General features: G+C 33.8%; 17 protein-coding genes, 1 tRNA gene and 1 pseudogene. 4 read left to right on the forward strand and 15 right to left on the reverse strand.

Going from position 1 to position 23,002, the window contains the following annotated elements; genetic code table 11:
• Positions 1 to 83: 83 nt before the first annotated feature.
• From FC72_RS09980 to FC72_RS10000, 5 genes are all read right to left on the reverse strand, one after another.
• On the reverse strand, positions 84 to 3,668 hold the full coding sequence (locus tag FC72_RS09980; protein ID WP_057767332.1) for a BspA family leucine-rich repeat surface protein: 3,585 nt from the start codon (positions 3,666 to 3,668) through the stop codon (positions 84 to 86).
• Positions 3,669 to 3,974: 306 nt separating this feature from the next.
• The gene (locus tag FC72_RS09985; protein ID WP_057767334.1) at positions 3,975 to 5,900 is read right to left on the reverse strand and encodes a copper-translocating P-type ATPase; all 1,926 of its coding nucleotides are present in this window, start codon (positions 5,898 to 5,900) and stop codon (positions 3,975 to 3,977) included.
• Positions 5,901 to 5,914: 14 nt separating this feature from the next.
• Positions 5,915 to 6,286 (reverse strand): cupredoxin domain-containing protein, encoded by a 372-nt coding sequence (locus tag FC72_RS09990; RefSeq protein ID WP_201781809.1) that lies wholly within the window; start codon positions 6,284 to 6,286, stop codon positions 5,915 to 5,917.
• 119 nt (positions 6,287 to 6,405) lie between these two features.
• Positions 6,406 to 7,794: an argininosuccinate lyase gene (gene argH / locus FC72_RS09995; RefSeq protein WP_057767338.1), complete on the reverse strand. Its 1,389-nt coding sequence runs from the start codon at positions 7,792 to 7,794 to the stop codon at positions 6,406 to 6,408.
• Positions 7,794 to 9,020: an argininosuccinate synthase gene (locus FC72_RS10000; protein ID WP_057767340.1), complete on the reverse strand. Its 1,227-nt coding sequence runs from the start codon at positions 9,018 to 9,020 to the stop codon at positions 7,794 to 7,796. Before FC72_RS10000 ends, argH begins: the two co-directional genes overlap by 1 nt.
• 630 nt (positions 9,021 to 9,650) lie before the next feature.
• Between FC72_RS10000 and brnQ the strand changes: the two genes are divergently transcribed.
• Complete coding sequence (gene brnQ / locus FC72_RS10005; protein WP_057767342.1) at positions 9,651 to 11,048, forward strand: branched-chain amino acid transport system II carrier protein; 1,398 nt, start codon at positions 9,651 to 9,653, stop codon at positions 11,046 to 11,048.
• Between the two features lie 73 nt (positions 11,049 to 11,121).
• On the opposite strand, the gene FC72_RS10010 is transcribed toward brnQ, so the two are convergent.
• The 7 genes from FC72_RS10010 to FC72_RS10040 form a co-directional block, all read right to left on the reverse strand.
• On the reverse strand, positions 11,122 to 11,688 hold the full coding sequence (locus tag FC72_RS10010) for a TetR/AcrR family transcriptional regulator (protein WP_057767344.1): 567 nt from the start codon (positions 11,686 to 11,688) through the stop codon (positions 11,122 to 11,124).
• 20 nt (positions 11,689 to 11,708) lie between these two features.
• Positions 11,709 to 13,715: a cation:proton antiporter gene (locus FC72_RS10015; RefSeq protein ID WP_057767346.1), complete on the reverse strand. Its 2,007-nt coding sequence runs from the start codon at positions 13,713 to 13,715 to the stop codon at positions 11,709 to 11,711.
• Positions 13,716 to 13,835: 120 nt separating this feature from the next.
• Positions 13,836 to 14,216 carry a large-conductance mechanosensitive channel protein MscL gene (gene mscL / locus FC72_RS10020; RefSeq protein WP_057767349.1) on the reverse strand — a complete coding sequence of 127 codons (381 nt, stop codon included), beginning with the start codon at positions 14,214 to 14,216 and terminating at the stop codon, positions 13,836 to 13,838.
• 15 nt (positions 14,217 to 14,231) lie between these two features.
• Positions 14,232 to 14,612 (reverse strand): DUF805 domain-containing protein, encoded by a 381-nt coding sequence (locus FC72_RS10025; protein WP_057767351.1) that lies wholly within the window; start codon positions 14,610 to 14,612, stop codon positions 14,232 to 14,234.
• A 145-nt stretch (positions 14,613 to 14,757) separates the two neighbouring features.
• Positions 14,758 to 15,303, reverse strand: coding sequence for an O-acetyl-ADP-ribose deacetylase (locus FC72_RS10030; RefSeq protein WP_057767353.1), 546 nt, complete (start codon positions 15,301 to 15,303; stop codon positions 14,758 to 14,760).
• Positions 15,304 to 15,392: 89 nt separating this feature from the next.
• Entirely contained in the window at positions 15,393 to 16,307 is a 915-nt protein-coding gene (locus FC72_RS10035; RefSeq protein WP_057767356.1) for a peptidoglycan recognition protein family protein, read from the reverse strand.
• Between the two features lie 142 nt (positions 16,308 to 16,449).
• A tRNA-Leu gene (locus FC72_RS10040) sits at positions 16,450 to 16,533 on the reverse strand.
• 70 nt (positions 16,534 to 16,603) lie between these two features.
• On the opposite strand from FC72_RS10040, the gene FC72_RS10045 reads away from it, so the two are divergent.
• Positions 16,604 to 17,443: an NAD(P)H-hydrate dehydratase gene (locus FC72_RS10045; protein ID WP_057767358.1), complete on the forward strand. Its 840-nt coding sequence runs from the start codon at positions 16,604 to 16,606 to the stop codon at positions 17,441 to 17,443.
• Between the two features lie 20 nt (positions 17,444 to 17,463).
• Complete coding sequence (locus FC72_RS10050) at positions 17,464 to 18,318, forward strand: alpha/beta hydrolase (RefSeq protein ID WP_057767359.1); 855 nt, start codon at positions 17,464 to 17,466, stop codon at positions 18,316 to 18,318.
• Positions 18,319 to 18,407: 89 nt separating this feature from the next.
• On the opposite strand, the pseudogene FC72_RS11030 reads toward FC72_RS10050, so the two are convergent.
• From FC72_RS11030 to FC72_RS10065, 3 genes and pseudogenes are all read right to left on the reverse strand, one after another.
• Positions 18,408 to 18,791: pseudogene (locus FC72_RS11030) on the reverse strand (iron-sulfur cluster biosynthesis family protein).
• Positions 18,792 to 18,803: 12 nt separating this feature from the next.
• Positions 18,804 to 19,169, reverse strand: coding sequence for an iron-sulfur cluster biosynthesis family protein (locus FC72_RS10060; RefSeq protein ID WP_057767363.1), 366 nt, complete (start codon positions 19,167 to 19,169; stop codon positions 18,804 to 18,806).
• Positions 19,170 to 19,378: 209 nt separating this feature from the next.
• Positions 19,379 to 20,974: a putative polysaccharide biosynthesis protein gene (locus FC72_RS10065; RefSeq protein WP_057767367.1), complete on the reverse strand. Its 1,596-nt coding sequence runs from the start codon at positions 20,972 to 20,974 to the stop codon at positions 19,379 to 19,381.
• Positions 20,975 to 21,310: 336 nt separating this feature from the next.
• On the opposite strand from FC72_RS10065, the gene FC72_RS10070 reads away from it, so the two are divergent.
• Positions 21,311 to 22,633 (forward strand): replication-associated recombination protein A, encoded by a 1,323-nt coding sequence (locus FC72_RS10070; RefSeq protein ID WP_057767365.1) that lies wholly within the window; start codon positions 21,311 to 21,313, stop codon positions 22,631 to 22,633.
• Positions 22,634 to 23,002: the final 369 nt, after the last annotated feature.

The raw sequence follows: 23,002 nt of genomic DNA on the forward strand, positions 1-23,002 counted from the left end.
ATTATTTTCCCAGAAGTGCTCTTATTTATCTGTATCAAATTATATACTCAGTACCTTACAATAAATCAAAGTACCTTTTTTTCTTAAATAATATTTGATTTTTTAACAAACTCATTTGTTGCAACACGATAATAAGTTTCATTATTTATTTTGACTTTTTTATCAGTCTTATAATCTCGATCAGGTTTGAGAGTACGTGAAACATTTTTACCTCGTTCATCATAGACCGGCGTCGATCTTTCTGAATGAATCATTCTTGATGAATCTTGATATTCATATACTTTGTCAGTTGGAATAAATTCATTAGTAGATACACGATAATACTTTTGACCATTAAACATCGCATAACGATCAGTTTTCCAGTCGGTTGAAGGATCAAGAATACGTGCATTATCTAGATGAGCATTTTTCAGTTGGACTTTATTTTCCTTATAAGTTCTAACCTTCGAAATATGTTCTACATAGACATAAACATCGTTATCTTTAACCCATTCATTAGTGGAAACTCGATAATACTTTTGTCCATTCAAAATCATTTCTTGATCGTTAAACCAATCTGTATTGGTATCAAGAAGCTTGCCTTGAATTGCGTTGCCATCAAAATCATACAATTGTACAGCTGGTCTATCATAAAATGTTGCGCTTGTTTGGTTAATATTTGTTATGACCCTATTTGTCGTTGTTCCACCAGAATTATTGTTATCGGTATTTGCTTTATACGATACATCAATAACAACATTAGCCGGTACTATAATTGTCTGGTTAGTCTGATCAGAATCCTGTCCTAATGATTTAATAAGAAGTAAAACAAGATCCTTAATATTTTTAGATGGAGTACTTCCATCAAAAGCCTCTGTTTCACTTACTGGATCACCAGAATCAATCGAAATAGTAGTTTTATCAGGATCCAATTCTTTTACCGTATTCAAGCCTTGCAAAACGGTATTATTCTTAATTGCATCAGGATCACTAATCTGCAAAACTATTTCATCAGGAACATCACTTATCTTAATAGTAAATGGAGCTGATTTCTTCAATTTCACAATAAAGGTTGCATTTTCAATTGGAGAACTTTTATCAAATGTTGGTAATTTTTCTGCATACCCCCATCCCGTTTGTTCAGAATCAGTCTTAACATGATAAGATGCAAAATCAAGTTCATTACCATTTGAATCATAAACTATAGTGGAATCATATCCTGGAGCACTGATATCGGTTCCATATGGAACCTCAACATACCATCCTTCTCTATTTTTAGAATTTAAATCATATATCTCTTTACCGGTTTCAAAATCAACATACTTTATTGTATAGTCAACTTCATGACGTTCAGCAATGACCCAAGTTTCATTAGGTCGTATAACTCCGTTATAACCTTCTGCACTGTATACCTTCATCATATCTGTACCATCTTTTAACTTATAGTTCCCTTGAGGATCATCATCAGTTCCAGTACCGACGTTATACCAGCCTTTATATATATCATAAAAACTTAAACTTGAATCAGTTAGGTAATCATTACTATTAAGTTTTATTTTGTAAAGATATACTGCGTGATCAAACATTTGCTCTCTATTAGTATCTTCTGGAATATTAAAATTCGAAAAATCTAAAAAGTGCAAATTATCACAATTGGCAAACATAAAACGCATATTGATATTACTTTGAGTAGGCTCATTAAGTTTTGGTAGTTTGAATTCAGTCAAACTTGTGCAATACCACAAGATGCCTTCCAAACTTTTCACATTATTTATTTTCCATTGTGTCAAATCAATGTTTTTAAGTGACTTATCCATGTAGAACATATAATTTAAATTTTTTGCTGATGCCATATTCCACAACTTTACTCCTGGTAATGATTCTAAGCTATTACACCAGCTAAACATACTACTAAAATTTACTACATTACTAGTATCGAAGTTACTTAAGAATTCAAGATCATCTGCTGTTAAACTTTCGTCTCTATCAAACATTTCTTGAAGTGATGTTGCTGACTTAGTCGATACATTAGGCCAGTTTATAGTTGTTAATTGGGGGCAGTTTTCAAACATTTCATAATAGTTTTCAATATTTTCACCACTAAATTCTGGCAAGTTAACTTTCTGCAGATTAGGACAGTTCTCGAAAGCCTGAAATATTGCACCTTCTTTATAAGAATCAGGAGCTGAATTATCAGTGGATAGCATAGGAGTTTTTAAGTTATCTAAGTCTATTTCGGTCACTTTAGTAGCACCGTAAAACAATCGACTCATATATTTCAAACTAGCGCCATTAAAGCTTGGAAGTTCAACTTTACCTGAAAGGCCAGAATTACTAAACATCTCACTAATATCTTCAACTTTCGATGTATCCCATGATTTTAAATCTTCAACATTAAAGTCTGCATTTTCAAACATACCATACATATTAGTTACTTTTGATGTATCGAATTTATCCAAACCCTTAATGTTTATACCATCTGTGGAGTTATAACCGTCATAGCAAAACATAGCTTGCATATCAGTTACTTTTGATGTATCAAAACCTGACACATCAAGAAATGTAAGCTTAGGATCACTCTCAAACATAGCCATCATTGTAGTAGCACTACTCGTGTCTAAACCAGTAAGATCTAAAGACTTTAAAGATGCATCAGTGTCAAACATACCCACAAAGTTTTTAACTTTGGAAGTATCCATAACATTTCCTGAATCATCTTTAAATTTTACATCCGTTAAGGATGAACAGTTTGCAAGCATATAACTTAAATTCGTGGCATTACTTGTATTAAGCTTCGATAAATCAATTGATTGAATGCTACTTTGATACAGGAAGTGATTGAAATCTGTTACATCTGACGTATCAAGATTCTCCAAATTTTCGATGGTTTTTGCACCTATGAAATCAAGAAAATCATGAATATTACCATGCAATGTAAGTTTTCCATCAAATGAAATTTTATCATACGGAGTGCCTGACAGATATTGGCCAAAAATATTTGAGCTTCCATGTTCCTTTGAATTCTTATATGCAGCATCATACTCAGCTTGACTAATATCACCACCTCCGATATGTAAAATTCCATCCTTAACATAAAAGTCGCAACTGCCTACTCCGTAAATTAATGGATCTGTTGATTGCGTTTGACTAATTTGTGGATTCTGAGCCTTTGCTTGTGCAACAGGGCCGTTTGAATCTTGAGTGTTTTTTAGAGTGACATTTTGATTCTGTGTATTACTACTATTAGTTACGTCACTTTGATCATTATTCTGATTAGTTACTACATTTGTCTTAGTATTAGATGCTGTTTGATCATTATTCTGATTTGCTATTACATTCGTCTTAGTATTAGATGTTGTCTGATCATCATTCTGACTTGTCACTACATCCTGTTTATCATTAGGTACTTGTTGATTATTTTTTTGATCAGTTTCAGTTGAATTATTATCGATTGAACCATTATTTGATTTGGAAGTATCACTTTGTTGTGATTCAGTGGAAGAATCACTTTGTTCAGTTTGAACAGAATCTAATGAATCAGCAGAGACATTAACAACTTGTGTTGCACCAAATAGAATTAAACCACCCGCAAAACTCAAACTAGACTTTACAACCCAGTTTTTACCTGATTTATATAGTTTCTTTCTTAAAATTGAATTTGGTTTACATTTTAATTGTTGAAATCTCATGTCAGTCACTCCCTTCTTATACAATATATGATAGTTCCTTTCACCACTAATAATCAAAGGAATAATCGAAAAAATATAAATATAATTATAATTAATAAGCATATATAATATTCTAATATTCACACCAAAAAAGGAGACCTCTTTGACTAGAAGTCTCCTTTTTGCATTTCTAATTTTTATAGCCTAAACGTGCAACAAAGGGCTGCAACCTCCACATAGCTACGAACTACGAATGATTGATAGTGCCAATCATTCGTGGTTCTAGGCTATGTTCCGGTGGCAAACCGCCCTTTGTTGCACTCTCTTCTAGGCGAATTTTACTCTACTAGTAATTTTCGCTTTATTCAAAAGCACTGAACTTGTTACAACTGATAATGAACTAAATGCCATTGCCAATCCGGCTAATTCCGGGCTAAGGCTCAAACCAATTCCATAGAATATTCCGGCGGCAACTGGTATTCCCAAAACGTTGTAAATAAAGGCCCAAAATAAATTTAACTTAATTCTATTGAAAGTCTTTTTACTCAAAGCTAAGGCACGATCAACATCTCTCAAATCATTTTTTACAAGTACAATACCTCCTGATTCAATAGCAATATCCGTACCAGAACCCATGGCAATTCCAACATCGGCTACTGTTAAAGCTGGAGCATCATTTATTCCATCCCCAACAAAGGCAACTTTACCATCTTGTTGCAATGCTTTAACATGATCAGCTTTATCACTTGGTAGCACATCAGCAATAACTGAATCGATTCCGACTTGAGCAGCAATTGCATCAGCCACACGTTTATTATCACCTGTTAACATAATAGTTTTTAATCCGCGAGCTTTAAGGTCAGAAATTGCTTCTTTTGAAGTATTTTTAGGAGTATCTTGTATTGCAATCAAACCAATAATCTCATTATTAACTCCTACAAAGACGACTGTTTTAGCTTCTTCTTGAAGTGTAATAACTTGCTCCCTTAATTTATTATCAATTTGAACATCTGAAAGTAACTTATCATTACCTACAAAAACTTTTTGACCATCAACTAATGCTTCTACACCTTTTCCTTCAATTGCTTTAAATTGACTAACTTCAGGTACAACAATATTTTTACTTTCTGCATTCTTAACAATAGCTGAAGCTAATGGGTGTTCTGAAGATTGTTCCAATGCTGTCGCAAAACTAAGAACTTTTTCCTCATCTCCGACAATATCGGTAACTTCTGGTTTACCTACTGTGATAGTTCCTGTTTTATCAAAAATAACTGTCTTAACGTCATTAACCGCCTCAAGAACTTCACCATTTTTAATCAAAATTCCCATTTTAGCGGAACGACCAGTTCCAACCATAAGTGCAGTTGGTGTTGCTAATCCTAAAGCACATGGACAAGCTATAACGACCACGGCTACGGCAAATATCAATGAGCTAGCAACTGAAGCTCCTAAGAATACGTACCAGACCATGAAGGTCAATATTGCTATAACTAAAACTGTTGGTACAAAAATATCTGATACTTTATCTGTTAAATTTTGAATTGGCGCATGACTATTTTGTGCTTTTTTAACGAGCTCAACAATTTGTGAAAGCATCGTATCATTACCAACTTTTTCCGCTCTAAACATGAATGTACCATTACTATTGATTGTTGAACCAATAACTTTATCGCCAGTTTTTTTTGATACTGGCATACTTTCACCTGTTACCATTGATTCATCAATTGTTGAAGTACCTTCAGTTATAACGCCATCAACAGCAACTTTTTGACCAGGTTTAACACGAATAATATCTCCAACCACAATTTCTGAGAGTGGAATCTTAACTAATTTTCCTTCACGCATAACTTCAGCATCTTTAGCTTGAAGATCAACTAATTTTTCCACAGCATTAGAAGCGTTATTTCTCATACGTTCTTCAAAAACTTGTCCTAATAAGACAAATGTTGTTACAAAGGCAGCACTTTCAAAGAAAACAGCTTGATGTGTTGCCATTGCATAAATACTGTAAATATATGCTGTAACAGTACCTATGGCTACTAGTGTATCCATATTTGAATGATGCTTAGTAAATGAGGCCCATGCACTTTGCCAAAATGGAACTGTGGAAACGGCCATAATTACAGTAGTAAGAATCAATTGTGTCCAATTGCCACCGGGCAACATCCATCCAAAAGGCATCAGAATCATATTAGCCAACATTGGTAATGAAAATATTAATGAAATCCAAAAACGTTTAGTAATTGACATTATACAATTCTCCCCTATTTAATAATTAGTTTTCCATGGAACATATCCATTCCACATGCCCACTGGTATTCGCCAGATTTACTTGTATCGATCTTAATTGCTTCTTTTTGATTTATCGGTAAAGCTTCATTAATACCAAAATCTGAAAAGACAACTCTGTCCAAACAACTAGATTTATCTTTTCTTGTAAAATTAAGTGTTGCTGGAACACCCTTCTTTAAAACTATCGTTTCTGGTGAGTATCCGCCATTAACTTCAACATCAACGCTTTGTGCATTATTGGATACGTCAGCTGATACTTCTGACACCTCGTGCTTACCGAAGAACCACCAAACTATAAATCCAATTACTGCTAATCCAACGATCGAAACTAATATTTTTGCCATAATTATTCCTCGTTTCTTTTGTTTACATTTGTAATCTACGAGTACATACTATTATTTATGTTTACATTTGTCAACATAAAAATAGATCAATAATCCGAATTTGGATTATTGATCTATTTTTATTTATTTTCAGCCAACTCTAATTTGGCTTGTTGGATTTGTTTCTTTACTTGCTCAAAACCTGTTCCGCCATACGAATTTCTTCTAGCTACGGCAACTTCCGGCTGCAGGACCGGATAGACATCTTCATCTATCAATGGAGATATTTGCTTAAATTCATCCATTGTAATGTCTTGCAAGTTTCGATGCTCTTCAAGGCCTTTTAGAACCAATTGGCCAACTATTCCATGAGCTTCCCTAAAAGGAATACCCTTGGTAGCCAAATAATCAGCCAATTCTGTTGCATTAGAAAAATCATTGATAGTAGCATGATACATCTTATCTTTATTAACTTTCATAGTAGATATCATCCCATTAAATACCTTCAAAGCAGGCAAAAGAGTTTTAACAGTATCAAAAGTTCCTTCTTTATCCTCTTGCAGGTCTTTATTATAAGCTAATGGTAATGATTTCATTGTTGAAAGTAAGCCTAAAAGATGTCCATATACACGTCCACTTTTACCACGGATTAACTCCGCCATATCAGGATTTTTCTTTTGTGGCATAATTGAACTTCCAGTTGTGTACTGGTCACTCAGTTCAAGATACTTAAATTCATAACTTACCCACATACTTAGCTCTTCACAAAATCTTGATAAGTGCATCATTAATATTGATGCGTTACTTAAAAACTCCAAGGCAAAGTCACGGTCAGAAACGGCATCTAAAGAATTAGTATATATGCTACTAAACCCTAATTCATCAGCTGTAAATTGACGATCAATTGGGAAAGTAGTCCCAGCCAAGGCCGCAGCGCCTAGTGGTGAAATGTCAGCATGTTTCATATTGAATTCAAATCGTTCAACATCACGTTTAAACATTGAATAATAAGCCATCAAGTAATGTCCATAAGAAATTGGTTGGGCATGTTGCAAATGAGTATATCCCGGCATCACCGTTTCAACATTTTTATCAGCCAAATCAACTAAGCTACTCTGGATAGTTTTTATTTCTTCAATGATCTTTGGCAAACGATTCTTAACATAAAGGTGGAAATCTGTTGCTACCTGATCATTCCGTGATCGGCCGGTATGAAGTTTACCAGCAACAGGTCCAATTTCATCAGTTAAAATACTTTCAAGATTCATATGAATATCTTCATTTTCAACTGTGAATTTTAATTTTCCTTCATGCAATTCTTGTTGAAGATTTTCAAGTCCAGCAATAATTTGATCACTATCGGATTCATTTAAAATCTTCGTTTTCTTAAGCATCTTAACATGTGCTAAAGAACCCTCAAGATCCTCATCAGCCATTAACTGATCGAATCCGATCGAGGCACCAAATTCATCGACCCAAGTTTCAGCTTGAGCTTTAAAACGTCCACCCCAGAGTTTTTTAGTACTCATTATTTTACCTCATCTTTAGTTTTATCAGCATTCTTCGCAGCCACTTGAGCAGCCACTTCTGTTGGAAGACCCCACAATTTAATGAATCCTTCAGCAGCTTTTTGATCAAATGAATCAGCTGATGTGTATGTAGCAAGATCTAGGTCATATAATGAATTTTCTGACTTACGTCCTTGAATCCAAATATTACCTTTGAATAATTGTAATTTAATAACACCATTTACATACTTTTGACTTTCATCTAAGAAAGCAAGTAGTGACTTCATCAATGGTGAGAACCAAAGACCATTATAAATAATTTCACTTAATTCTTTTTCAATAACTGGCTTGAAATGACCTAAATCACGTTCAAGTGTTAAGTCCTCTAATTCTTTGTGAGCCTTGATCAAGATCATAGCAGCTGGTGCTTCATAAACTTCACGTGACTTAATACCAACTAATCTATTTTCAATATGATCAATTCTTCCGACACCATTTTCGCCACCAACTTTGTTAACTTCTTCAATAATGTCAGCGAACTTCATCTCTACACCATCAAGAGCAACTGGAACACCTTTATCAAAAGTGATTTCAATACTTGTTGGTGTATCTGGAGTTTCAGCAATTGGTTTTGTAATACCAAAGGCATCTTCTGGAGCTTCTGCCCATGGATCTTCTAGAACACCACACTCATTAGCACGGCCCCAAATATTGGCGTCAATTGAGTAAGGTGAATCCAAATTGATAGGAATAGGAATATTATTTTCCTTAGCGTAATCAATTTCTTCTTCACGTGACCAATGCCAGTCACGAACTGGTCCAAGAACTTCTAGTTCAGGTGCTAATGCATGAATTGCTAGTTCAAAACGAACTTGGTCGTTACCTTTACCAGTACAACCGTGAGCAATTGCATCAGCTCCTTCTTGATGTGCTAATTCTACTAATTTTTTACTAATCAGAGGTCGGGATAGTGCGGAGAGTAAAGGATATGTTCCTTCATATAGAGTATGTCCTTGTAATGCCACTAAAGCATATTCATCAGCAAACTCGTCTAGGGCGTCAATTGAAAAGGCATCAATTGCACCCACCTGAATTGCTTTATTCTTAATGAATTCAGGATCTTTGCCTTCTCCAACATTAATACAACAAGCAATTACATCGTATCCTTTATTTTTAAGCCAAGGAATGGCAACTGATGTATCTAAACCTCCTGAATAAGCTAAAACTACTTTCTTTGTCTCTGTCATAATATTGTTCCCTCCGTTGATTAGAAAAAAATTAATTTTGTAAAAACACCCTAACATTAAATTTCCAGAAATACAAGCTTCTACAAATGTATTTTTTTGAAACCGATGTCAATCACTGATATATCAACACCTTACAAAAATTATTTTTTTAAGTATTTTATGAAATTAATATGATTATAGAGTAGAAAGAACAGTTTATTCAAATTTTCAGCACAAAATAAATTAGAATAAAATTAAGTAAAACTCTTGAAATCTAATTTTTATGTGAATATAATATGAGTCATTAATAAATAAACGTTGAAGAAAAAAGTAGAAATCTCAACCACGTCCAGTGAGTCATGTTTAGTGTGAAGTGACCGTTAAGAGAATTTTGAAAATCATTTCTGAGTTCGATGTCGATAATGTAGATCATCGTGGTTGCCACCAATATCTGGCTAGCGGATAATTTGTCCGTTATTAAAGTGAGTGCTTTTTAGCTACTCAAAAAAGGTGGTACCGTTCTACTTGAGCCCTTTTCCTTAGTTGGAAAAGGGCTCTTTTTTTTCACAAATTTAAAAGAGGTGGTTGTTTTGGATTCTGATATTAGTGGCATTACACAGATTAGGTTATATAACATTAGGAGGATTTTTTATGCAAAACGATTTATTAGAAAAGAAATCAAACAAGAGTAAGTTTTTACAATTATTAGTAGTTAGCTCCCTTATCTTTGGAATGTTCTTTGGATCAGGTAATTTAATTTTCCCAGTTCACTTAGGACAAATGGCCGGTAACAATTGGTTTTCTGCAGCTGTTGGATTTGCAGTATCAGGCTCACTTTTCCCATTACTAGCAATCCTGGCCGTTGTAGTGACAAAGAGTGACGGACTATATGATCTAGCTAGACCTATTGGTAGACACTACGCTGCATTATTTTTAGTTTTGGTTCATTTAACCATCGGACCATTCTTTGGTACTCCTCGTACCGCTGCTACCGCATATGAAATGGCGGTCAAACCATTTTTACCAGCACAATTTGACCGTTTCAGTATGTTAGTCTTTACGGCATTATTCTTTGGAGTCGCTTATCTACTCACTGTTCATCAAAGTAAGTTATTAAAATATGTCGGCAAATATCTAAACACTATTTTCTTGGTATTATTAGCAGTTGTCTTTTTAGTAGCATTTTTAAAACCTATGGGTGGATTAAATCATATGCCTACTGCCGCTTATCAGACTAATTCAGCTGTCAGTGGTATGTTAGAAGGATACAACACCGTTGATGCCGTTGCATTATTAGCTTTAAGTGTTACCTTCGTTCATGCCGTACGTGGATTAGGTTATCGCGATAAAGAATTATCTAAAGTTACAGCTAAAGCAGGTACTTTGAGTATCGTCTTAGAAGTCTTGATCTACTTAGGATTAGTTTTATTAGGTGCTTTTAGTTTAAATAAAATGAAATTATCTGCCAATGGTGGTGATGCACTATCATCAATCGTTAATTCTTATTTTGGAAACCTTGGTGCCGCTTTACTTGGAGTATTAGTTACATTAGGTGTATTCACAACTGCCATGGGACTTGTCGCTTCATTTGCTCAAGATTTTCATAAACTATTTCCTAAAGTTAGTTATCTAGCTTGGTTACGTGTAACTTGTTTTGTATCATTCGTAGTCGCAAATGCTGGATTAGATACTATCATCTCTTGGTCATTGCCAGTATTAATGCTTCTATATCCACTTTCACTTGCTTTGATCTTAGTATCATTAACTGTCCATGCTAAACCTTACGCCGGGGTCGTTTACAAAATGACTATCGCCTTTACAGTAGTTCCAGCTGTTCTAGATATGTTAAACTCATCTCCAGCTGTAGTTACTAATATGACTTTTGTTAAATACTTATTAAGTGTTTATCATCAATATGTACCATTCGCTAGTTTAGGTCTTGGTTGGGTCACACCTACACTACTTGGATTTTTCGTTGGGTTAGTTCTAGCAAAAATGGGAGTATTTGTTACTAACAATAAAACAGTTACACAAGAATCTAAATATTAATACTTTTCCCACTTAAATAAAGCAGGTAATCCAAAAATCGGATCACCTGCTTTATTTGTCTTAATTTAACTTTTTACTTAAGAATAACCTTCAAGATTCCTTCTATCATATCGTTCATTAGCTGATAGTAATTGTCTGTTTCAATTTCACTTTGATGGAAATCAACTATGATCAAAGCATCAAATAAACTAATTATTCGCTCTTTACTCATATTCTCCTTAACCATACCTTCTGAAACCCATCGATCTATTAATTTCATCAAGGTTGAATAAATCAAACTATCTTGAACAGCAGTTTCATTTTTAGCAGCGATAATTTTATTTAATTTTTGATTTGAAAACCATTCTTTTAAAATGGCATTGTTACTGGATAGTTTAAAAATTTGATCAATAATCTCATGGATCAATTTTACTGGCTCTCCATCCAAATTTACTTTTTTTAAAATTTGGCGTTTAATATCCTCATTTTCACGATTATAAACTTGAACGAATACATCTTCTTTAGATTTGAAATATAAATAAAATGATCCTACTGCCACATCTGCTAATCCAGCAATATCAGAAATACCTGTTGCTTTAAATCCACGTTCTAAAAACAAAACATGTGCTGCATCAAATAATCTTTTTTTCTTATCATCCATTAAATTCACCATCCATTTGATTATTCAGAAAAGGTTTGAAAACAAACTAATTGATCAGTAGAAATTTGTTGATACATTTCATTGCCCACTTCACGGCTGTACTTATTTGAAGCAACTTGTGACTGAATAAAATTATGCTCATGTTGAAACGCCTGTACTAAAATTTCATTTTGAGATTCTTCCATGGCTCGTGTTCCAGACAAACGTCGATGAGTTTGATCATACGCGCGTCGAACGATTCCAGTTTCTACTTCATTATCATCGGTCATTTGTTCACCTAAATAGTCGATAACTTTTTTATAAGGAGTCACTTCGATCTCTTTTATTCGATTCCACATCTGACGATTTTGCTGAAGTGCCTGCTCCCGGGTTCGCCCACGATATCCGCGCTTTACTTTTCTGATTTCTCGACGACGATGACGTGCTCTCTTGCTTAATGAAATCTTAGCGACTATACCAAATTTGATCATTAAAATAACTTGCTTCCTAAAACCCTTTTGATTATGAATTAATATTTGCTTGGCTAATCGCATATACATATTCGATTCTTGTATATTAATTTCACCGTTTGCCAACATATTCTCAACTACATTTTGCTCTATTTCGTAGGTTTTAGCAAAAAGTGCATCAAGTTTCTCTTTACTTGGTCGACCTTCAAAGTTTCTTTGACCTTCCAAAATTCTAATAACTTCTCCACACTCAGGTGAATCATTAAAATTTCTTTGAACCATTTGAACAGCACTTCTAACCATCTCTGATTTAGCCTTAGATAGCTCATTTTCCGTAATCAAAGGAACTTTTTTAGGCAACATAAATGGTAATACCAAAGTAGGTACTATCAAACTAGTTAAAATAACCACAGCCGCAACGAAAATAATATCTACACGATATGTAAAAGCATGTCCGTTTAGGGTATATGGCAATGAAAAAGCCATCGCCAAGGTAATAGTTCCATGTACTCCACTCAATGCCATCACTAGACTGTTCATAATTTTATCATGTGAACTCCAAGCCCTTATTTCAGCAAAACCTAATTGTGTCCACAAAAACCTCATTAATGTCATTACAACATACAAAAGAACCCCTAATCCAATTAAAATAACCACCGAACTTGTATTTCTATCTTGCAAATGAGCGGTTACTTCTGGTAAGGATGCTCCTAATACGACAAAAACAATTCCGTTTAAAATACTAGAAGTTATTGACCAAGTTGTATTCATAACGATTTGCAGTCTGGATGTTGTAAGTCGAAGACGATCTTGTTGCATCCCATGGATCAATCCTGTTGCAACTACTGCTAAGATTCCTGATACACCAACTGCCTCCGCTAATAAATAAACTATAAATGGAGTTAATAATGTATATGGAACAATAACTGATGGTGTATCAACTCGCATATTGATCAAAAGAATTCTAATTGCTACAATAACGTATCCTAAAACTAAACCTAATAGTATCCCACCAAAAAATACATACAAGAAACTACTGATACCACTAGCAATAGAAAATTTCCCAGTTAATAACGTCGCAATAGCAAGGTTCAAAGCAACAATACCCGATGCATCATTAAATAAAGATTCATTTTCTAAAGTATTCATCGCATCTTTTGGCACCAATACCTTACTTGTTATAGAAGACACCGCCACAGCATCTGTTGGCGTAATTATTGCCCCTAAAGCTAATGCCAATGGTAACGAAAACTGTGGAATCAATTGATGAGTAATAGTACCAACAACTAAAATCGTTAAAATAGCTAGTACAACCGACATAGAAAGTGTAGTTCCCATTTGATGCATCAATTTTCTTATATTTGTATTTTGCCCATCATTAAACATTAATACCGATATAATAACTAACAAAAATATTTCAGGTTCAAGTTCAAAATTCTTATAAACTGGTAAAAATGACAAAATTAACCCACCAGCCATTTGTAGAAATGCCACCGGTATCAAATTAAAACGTGCATAAATAGCATTTGCAAGAACAACCGCTGCTATTAGTAGCAAAACTAAGAAAACAGTTTCCATAGAAATTACCCTCCCTGGTAAATTTCAATCTGTTTAATTTTAACTCAATAGATAAATGAATTGCATAAAAAAACAGTAATCATCATCTTTAATTTATAAAGTAATGGTTACTGTTTATTTTTACTTTTTATCTAATGACTCAGAAATCTTTTTGAGGTACTCAATCATTTCATCTTCTTTAGATGACTCTTCTTCAGCTTCTTCTTCATTACGCTTGTTAATTATTTTATTCATAATTTTAACTAGGAAGAAGACAACTAGAGCGATTATCAAGAAATTGATAATTGATTCAATAAACGTACCATATTTGAAAGTGGCATCCCCAACGGCAAAGGTTAAATTCGATAAATCGATTTTACCTAAAAACAAACCAATCAACGGATTTATCAAATTACTTACTAAAGACTGCACAATTGCCGTAAAAGCAGCACCCATAATTACACCGACTGCCAAGTCCATTACATTACCACGACTGATAAAGTCTCTAAATTCCTTTAACATATAAAGATCTCCTATCTAATTAATATCTGCTTGATTAATTGTCCAGCGACTAGGTTTGGAATCAGTCAGCATCAAGATAAATAGCCATATACTTCCAATTAGTGGAACAAATTCAATTAACATCCACCAATTACTTTTATTGATATCATGTAATCTTCTAGCTCTTACTGTAAAATTAGCTAACCATAATAGCGCTGTAATAATAACGAAACTGATTGAATTGATACTTAATTGCATTTGATAAGTCCCATTAACAACGTACTGAGATTGATTAGTTACTGCATAGTAAATTGCTAAAATAAAATAATTAGCAATTGTTGGTATCCAATACTGACTTCTAGTAGCTGTTGCATTGAAAATCGTCATTTTTCTCCAAAAATCCAAATATTTTGACATATCATTTCTCCTCGAATAACTATATAAATAATATTATCCTTTTTACACTTAAACACGCAATAAATAACGATTTCTCATCACGAATAATAATCCATTTTTCAGTTAAATCAATATAATTGCCTAAAATGAAAAGTTTAATTTATAACTAATGTTTCTTCAGATATTTATTATTCCCAGTATATGAATCTAGATAATTTGAATATGAATTATATACTCTATCATCAAAACAAGTTAACAATATTTCCATTTGGTAATTCTCATTTTCAACTAGCCAACTAGCAGTAGTTTCGAGTGCAATTTTAGCCGCTTTATCAAATGGATAACCATATACCCCAGTAGAAATTGCGGAAAAAGCTATAGTATGAAGATGATGCTCTTTAGCTAAATTTAGAGAATTTTTATAACAATTAATTAAATTTTCGGCATCACTAGGACTTCCAGAGTAAACTGGACCAACTGTATGAATAACATAATTTGCCGGTAGATCATAACCCTTAGTTATTTTAGCTTGCCCTGTTCTACAACCATTTAATGTTTTACATTCTTCTAAAAGCTTCGGTCCGGCAGCACGATGAATTGCACCGTCTACCCCGCCACCACCTAAGAGTGTTCTATTAGCAGCATTTACGATGCAGTGGCAATTAATAGTTGTTATATCAATAATTTTAAATTCCAATTTACTCTTATACATAAATCAGACCTCCTATTATCAATATAACATTTATTAAATTTAGGAAACAAAAAAACTAGCAAACTATAATTTGCTAGTTAATAATTATTCTATGAAAAGCTTGTTACATAACTATCCATGACCCACTCGTTAGTTGAAACACGATAGTATGTATGACCATCAAAGTCTTTTTGTTGATCATATTGCCATGGAGTATTGTTTGCTAAACCACGATTTTTAACATCAGTTTTATTATTAGATTGATCAAATGCTACAAGTGGAACAAAGATAGCATTGTCATTCTTAACTGAAAGGGATGTAGCTTTATTTTCATTTCCACCATTATTATTATCAGGATTGCCGTATAGTGTACCTGAATCTTTAAGATTATTGTAATAATATGAAATCAAATCATTAAATTGATTCATATCATAACTCCATTTGGCAAAGTAGCCATCAGGATCAGTATGATTTGTCTCGCCGTATGTATTGCTTACTTGATGATGTGACACAACTGTTTGACCAGGAATATCAGGCAAATTATATTGTATCAATCTTTTAGCAATATAAAAGGCGTCATTTGATAGTGAACGAGCAAAAGCATCATAATCATGAACTTCACACAATTCAACTTGAATAAACTTATAGTTAGCTGTGTGTCCAGCACCCCAAACACCATAATCAGCACTATGGATATTAATAATTTCGTTATTGTCAACAAATGCGTGAACATATGTCTGAAGACTAGGCCATTCTCTATTAAAATATGAAACTTCGTTTTCCGCCGTAGCATTAGAATCAGCAGTTTCATGTACTACAACACCTTCAGGCTTTCCAACACCATTTTCATAGCCAAACCATTGATCAAAAGTACCTTCACGATATTGAATTTCCGCTGGTTGGATTTTATTTCCTAAAATATAGCTGTTAACAGTATCAGCTTTAACATTTACGCCACCAAATAAAATAAACAATACTCCTAGTATTGTTAAAGTACTTGATAGCAGGATTTTCCCCTTTTTCATTATAATCCCCCTATTTAATTTTCCATTCAAGTTTAACAAAATTGGTACGACCATTCACCAATCTGCAATAATTGAAAAGAAAATGTAATAAAAAAATAGAAGACCATTAATATGATCTTCTAATCGAACTATAATACATCGATGCCACTGACAAGAGTCGAACTTGCACATGGAAACCCATACAGCGACCTGAACGCTGCGCGTCTGCCAATTCCGCCACAGTGGCACGATTTAATACAATATATTTTGTATTAAGTTTACAATAATAAATGATACTACAAAAAGGAGAACTTGTAATGCAAAAAATTGATGAATCAATTCTTTCAGAAGTGATCCAAAAAAGACCTATTAATTCATATAAAGGTAATTACGGTCGCATTCTAATCATTGCCGGATCAAAGCAATTTGGAGGTGCTGCATTAATGTCAACAAGAGCAGCAGTCAATGCAGGTGCGGGACTTGTCACTGTAGCCACTGTGCCGGAAAAATTTACTGCCCTAAATGTTGATATTCCTGAAGCAATGACCATTGATTATAACAATTCCAAAGACCTTAAAGAAGCCGTTTTAAAAAACAACGTTATTGTAATTGGACCCGGCCTTGGAACTACTGAAAACACTACAGATTTGATAAATATTCTTATTAAGAATGTTGATAAGCAAGTAATCATCATGGACGCTTCAGCATTGACCGTTGTATCTGAACAAAATATTGATTTAAATTTATTCGAAAATATAATTTTAACCCCACATCAAGGTGAATGGCAGCGTTTATCGGGATTAAAAATACCTGATCAAACTCAGGAAAATAATCTAAAAAAAATAAACTCATTAGCTCCAAATAGTTTATTAATTGTAAAAAAACATTTATCCGAAATTTACTATCAAAATAAAGTTTATCAATTAATAAGTGGAAACCCTGGTATGGCAACCGGTGGAATGGGTGACACTTTAACCGGAATAATCGCTGCTTTTGTTGGACAATTTGATTATTCTTTAAAAACTGTAAGCGCTGCATTGTACTTACATAGCTATATTGCTGATAAAATTTACAAAAAAGATTATGTAGTTTTACCAACAAAGTTAGCTAGTAAAATACCTCAAACTATGCAAAAATTTGCTTGTAGCAAAAAATAATATTACTAGGAGTCGGGGCAATGAAAAAAGAAATTGAAGTTCCAATAACACGTGACGGACTTTGGCTAGACAGTGACATCACTTATGCACAAGTACCCGGTTGGTTGGGCAACTCTACTCGTGATTTGAAGTTATCTGTCATTCGCCACTTCCCTAACGACGATGAAAATACAAAATATCCGGTTATTTTTTGGTTTGCTGGTGGTGGATGGATGGACGTTGATCACAACATTCATTTACCTAACTTGGTTGACTTAGCTAGAAAGGGATACGTCATTGTTAGTGTCGAATATCGAGACAGTAATAAAATTAATTTCCCTGGTCAATTAAATGATGCAAAAGCAGCCATTCGTTACATGCGAAAGAATGCTTGCAAATTTCAAATCGATCCAGAAAGATTCGTAGCGATGGGAGAATCCGCAGGTGGACATCTGGCAAGTATGCTCGGTGTTACCAATGATATTGATAAATTCGATGTTGGTGAAAACCTTGAATTTATGAGTGATATTCAAGTATCTATTCCGTTATATGGAGTAGTTGATCCACTTACTGCTAAAAATGGTAGTTTGAGTAATGACTTTGATTTTGTTTACCGTAATTTACTTGGTGCTGAACCCGAAGATAACAAAGATCTAGACGCAGCAGCTAATCCACTTACATACATTAATGATAAAACAGTTCCATTCTTAATTTTCCATGGAGATAAAGATGTCGTAGTCCCAATTGAGGATGGTGAAAAGCTATATGATACCTTAATTGAAAACAACGCTAAAGCTGATTTTTATAAAATCAAGGGTGCTGGACATATGGATATAAGATATTGGCAACCGGAAATTGTTGATATAATTAGTGACTTCTTAGAAAAATATTTATAGAAAAAAAGAGATTATGACGTAAGTCACAATCTCTTTTTGCATTTCCAAACTTTTATAGTGTAAACATTCAACAAAATAATACGCCCTTTTTAACATTCTCCTGAAACTGAAGAACTAGCGTTAACCTTATCCCAGTCAACAATACTTACCGAACTATCAATCAGCTCACGAGCATTCTTAAATACAATCAATTGCGTCTTTGGGTTAACTTCCAATTTCATATCTTTTTGAACATAATCTTTAGCAAAATCTTTAAAATAAATCGGTCCTATATCACTATCCAAAGTGATTCCGTAATCAGATTTAGGTGCATCTGCATCAATTGCAATAAATCTGAAACTCGTTACAAGGGCTCAATTACCTTCTGCAGAATAAGGTCCCAAGCCATTATCAAGATCAAGCAAGAGTACTTTGCCCTTTTCAACAAAAGGAAGTAATCTCTTCTTGACCTCATCTGTCATTTCGATCTTCATTAGTACTCCATTCTAGGCATTAGCCTTAACAACATCATAATCGATGATATTGACACTGTTATCAATAATTTCGTTAGCATTTTTGAATACTAACAACTGAGTTTTAGGATTTACATCTAATTTTAGACTATCATCAATAAATTCTTCAGCACTCTTCTTGTAGTAAATATCACCAATATCACTATCTAAAGTGATTTTATAATCTGATAGATCCTCATTAGCACTTACTGCAATAATTCTAAACTTAGTGATCAGAGCACAATCACCTTCACCAGAGAAACGTCCTAAACCGTCATCAAGATCCAAGATTATTTTCTTGCCTGCATCCACATATGATTGTAATTTATTTTTAGCTTCATTTGTAATGTCTATTTTCATTGTATACGCACCCTCTTTTATATTAGTTTATATCTCTAAAGTATATAAAAATAATTAAATTTTATATCAGTAATATACTTTAGGAATATCTTTCAATTTCATTATACAAAAAGGAGTACAAAATGTATCTTATATTGCTCATGACATTAGATTAAGAATACAAATAGCCTGTAATCAAAAATTCAGATTACAGGCTATATTTAACATTTTTACTTCATTCTTACTAATCTTCTGATACGCTCAACTCTTGAACCAAGAATCTTATCAGCAAGGTTAGTTTTTAATACTAAGTACCCATAGATGGAAGAACCAACTACCGCTTCTATTGCAAGAATAACAACACTTACAATTCGATCGGAGTTACCAATAAATTTGAATGCAACACTATTAATGAAGAAAATTGCGATAAACATTACAAGTGAGAATACAATAATTCCACTAATACGTCTTGAAATACGGCTAGTATCAAATGGATAAAGACTATGTAATTTACGCATCATTAGGAAACAAACTGCTCCCATACCGATACTTGTAGCAACTAGTGGACCAAATTCATGGAACAAACCGATCATTGGAATTTGAACTGCTATTTTAACGATAAAACCAACTACAAAATACTGAATTGCCAATCTATTGCAATATAGGGCCTGTAAAACAGTTGATAAAACTGTAAACATACCTAATAAAATAGATATTATAGCTGAAAATTCCAACATCCAAATACCTAAAGCATCATAGCGATAAAAAGTTGTCCACAATGGTTGAGCCACCGCATACATTCCTAAAGCAGCAGGAATCATTATGAAAAAGAATAATTCCAAGGTATTAGAAATTTGATCTTCAATATCTTTTTTAACACCCTTTGAAAATAACCCGGAGAGAATAGGAATTGCTGTTGCCGACATAGCTGTCGCTAATGAAACAATGATCATAATCAGTTTATTAGCTTGGAAACCAAACAATGAATAATAATTATCAAGTTGGGCATTAGTTGCCTTAACAAACATTCTCATAATTTGATTAAATGTCGATTGATCAAATAGATTAAACAAAGTAATTCCAGATCCCAAAATAATAAACGGAATTGCTTGTTCAAAAATTTCTTTAGTAAAGTTTTTATTTAATTTTTCCGGTGCCTTACCATTTCTTGATAAAGCACGAAGTTTTGGCAATTTTTTAGCAAAAGCAATAAGTAAAATTGCAATTGCAACACCGGCACCAATGAAAGCCGCAAATGTTGATTGAACAACGGCGGAAATGTATCCCCCACCTTGTATCTTCATAATGAAATAAGTTGCAGCAAGCATATAAATAACACGCGCAATTTGCTCGATAAATTGAGATATAGCTGATGGCGCCATATCTGAATATCCTTGCATGTATCCTCTAAGAATACTCAAAATTGGAATGATTAGAACCGCAATAGCAAGAGATTGAATAACTGGGATACTTCTAGGATCACCGTCAGCAAATAATGTCGCCATAAAAGAAGCTCCAAAATACATCACTGCCCCAAAGAATAATCCCATAAAGACCATGATTTTTAGTCCTTGTTTGAATAACTTATTACCCGTCGAATATTCATCCAAAGCATTATAATGGGAAATTTGCTTTGAAATAGCTCCCGGTATACCCGCAGTAGAAATAATTATAAAAAGACTATAAATATTATATCCTTTAGCATAAAGAGCATTAGCCGCAGGATAAGATGACCCCATCCAAGCCATCCAAGGAATAATATAAATAGCACCTAAAATACGTGAAAAGATACTACCAGCCGTCATCCAAGCTGATCCCTTTAACATTGTATCTTGAGTAGAAGACTCAGGATTGATAACCGGTATTACCTCGTCACCATTTTGGTTGTTATTTTCGTTCAAGTTTTGCACCACCTTAAAAACATCTCTTCAATTATAGCAAAATTCTAATCTCGGAAACTTTAAAATACTCTTAAATTTGACAAAAAGCAAGAGCGATTGAAGCAGCGTTCAAGTTTCGAGCATAGCCTAGATGCCTAAATGATGCGGTCTTTGCATCCTTTAGGTATCGTAGCTAAGCGGAAAAACTTGCTGCTTCAATCGCGTTTTCCCCACCACCAAATTAGCTATATAATATACCCATAAAACAAAAAGGAGGAGAAAATGAAACAAGAATCCCTCTTCTCAAATAACAATACTGATAATTCACCACTAGCTAATCGAGTTCGCCCAAGTACTTTAGATGAGTTTGTTGGTCAAGAGCACTTATTAGGCAAGGGAAAAATTTTGAGAGAAATAATTGATGAAGATAAGCTCCCTTCTATTATACTTTGGGGACCACCTGGTGTCGGCAAAACAACCCTAGCTCACATAATAGCCGAGAAAACTAAATCAAACTTCATAACATTTAGTGCCGTAACAAGTGGTATCAAAGATATTAGAAAAATAATGGAAGAAGCCGAAATGAATCGTGAAATAGGCCAAAAGACCATCGTATTCATTGACGAGATCCATCGATTTAATAAAGCTCAACAAGATGCATTTCTTCCCTTTGTAGAAAAAGGCAGCATAATATTAATTGGAGCCACAACTGAAAATCCATCATTTGAAATAAATTCAGCTCTATTATCCAGATGTAAAGTTTTCATTTTAAAAGAGCTCACAAAAGATAATCTGATTCTTCTATTAAATAACACTCTCAAAAACAAAGAAGCCTTTCCTAAATTAAAAGTGAACATCGACCCTGAATCAATTGATATTATTGCAAAATTTGCTAATGGCGATGCTAGAGTAGCATTAAACACTTTAGAAATGGCTGTCTTAAATGGTGATAGAGATAAGACTACAGTAACCATAAATAAAAAAAATTTAAGCCAAACAATTACAACTAAATCACTTCGTTATGATAAGCATGGTGAAGAACACTACAATATTATTTCAGCATTACATAAATCTATGCGTAACAGCGATGTTGATGCGGCAATTTATTGGTTAAACCGAATGCTTGATGGTGGTGAAGATCCAATTTATATTGCAAGAAGATTAGTTAGATTTGCGAGTGAAGATATTGGATTAGCTGATACACATGCACTTTCAGTCGCAATTGACGTTTTTCAAGCTTGTCAGTTCATTGGTATGCCTGAATGTGATGTACATTTAACCGAAGCTGTCATTTATTTATCTCTAGCTCCCAAATCTAATGCCGTATACGTGGCTAAAAATAAAGCAAATCATGACATTAAAGAATTCGGTAACTTGCCAGTACCATTGCAGATCCGTAATGCTCCTACTAAGCTAATGAAAGATGCTGGTTATGGTAAAGATTATCAATATGCTCACGATGATAAAGATAAATTGACTGACATGCAAACCGCACCACCTGAAATTAAAGGACATGAATACTATGTCCCCACAGAACAAGGTAAAGAAATACGTTTCAAACAAAGATTAGCTTATATTAAGTCATGGCATGATAAACATAAATAAAGTAATCCTATCTATTTTATAAGATTACTGTTACACTTAATTCATACAGCTTTTATGGGTGACCTTCACAGTCACTTTGTATGAAGAGATAGGCAGGTGTGGTCACCTGTCTATTTTTTTGCGCTTTTTCTCATTTATATTAAAAATGCTTTATTAGACTTATTATTTTAGTTAATCTATATTGTCGCTCAAACACGCGACTATACACAACTTCCTCCGTTTAACTACTTTATTGAATTCCTTTTTTTATCTTTGTTACTCTATACTGCCGCTCAAACGCGTGACTATACACAGCTTCCTCCGTTTAACTACAAAAAGGGGCTGTGACATAACTCCACATTAAAAGAGCTCCAGTATAGAAACGTTCGG

This window comes from Companilactobacillus tucceti DSM 20183, assembly GCF_001434665.1.
In the GTDB taxonomy this organism is placed as follows: Bacteria; Bacillota; Bacilli; order Lactobacillales; family Lactobacillaceae; genus Companilactobacillus; species Companilactobacillus tucceti.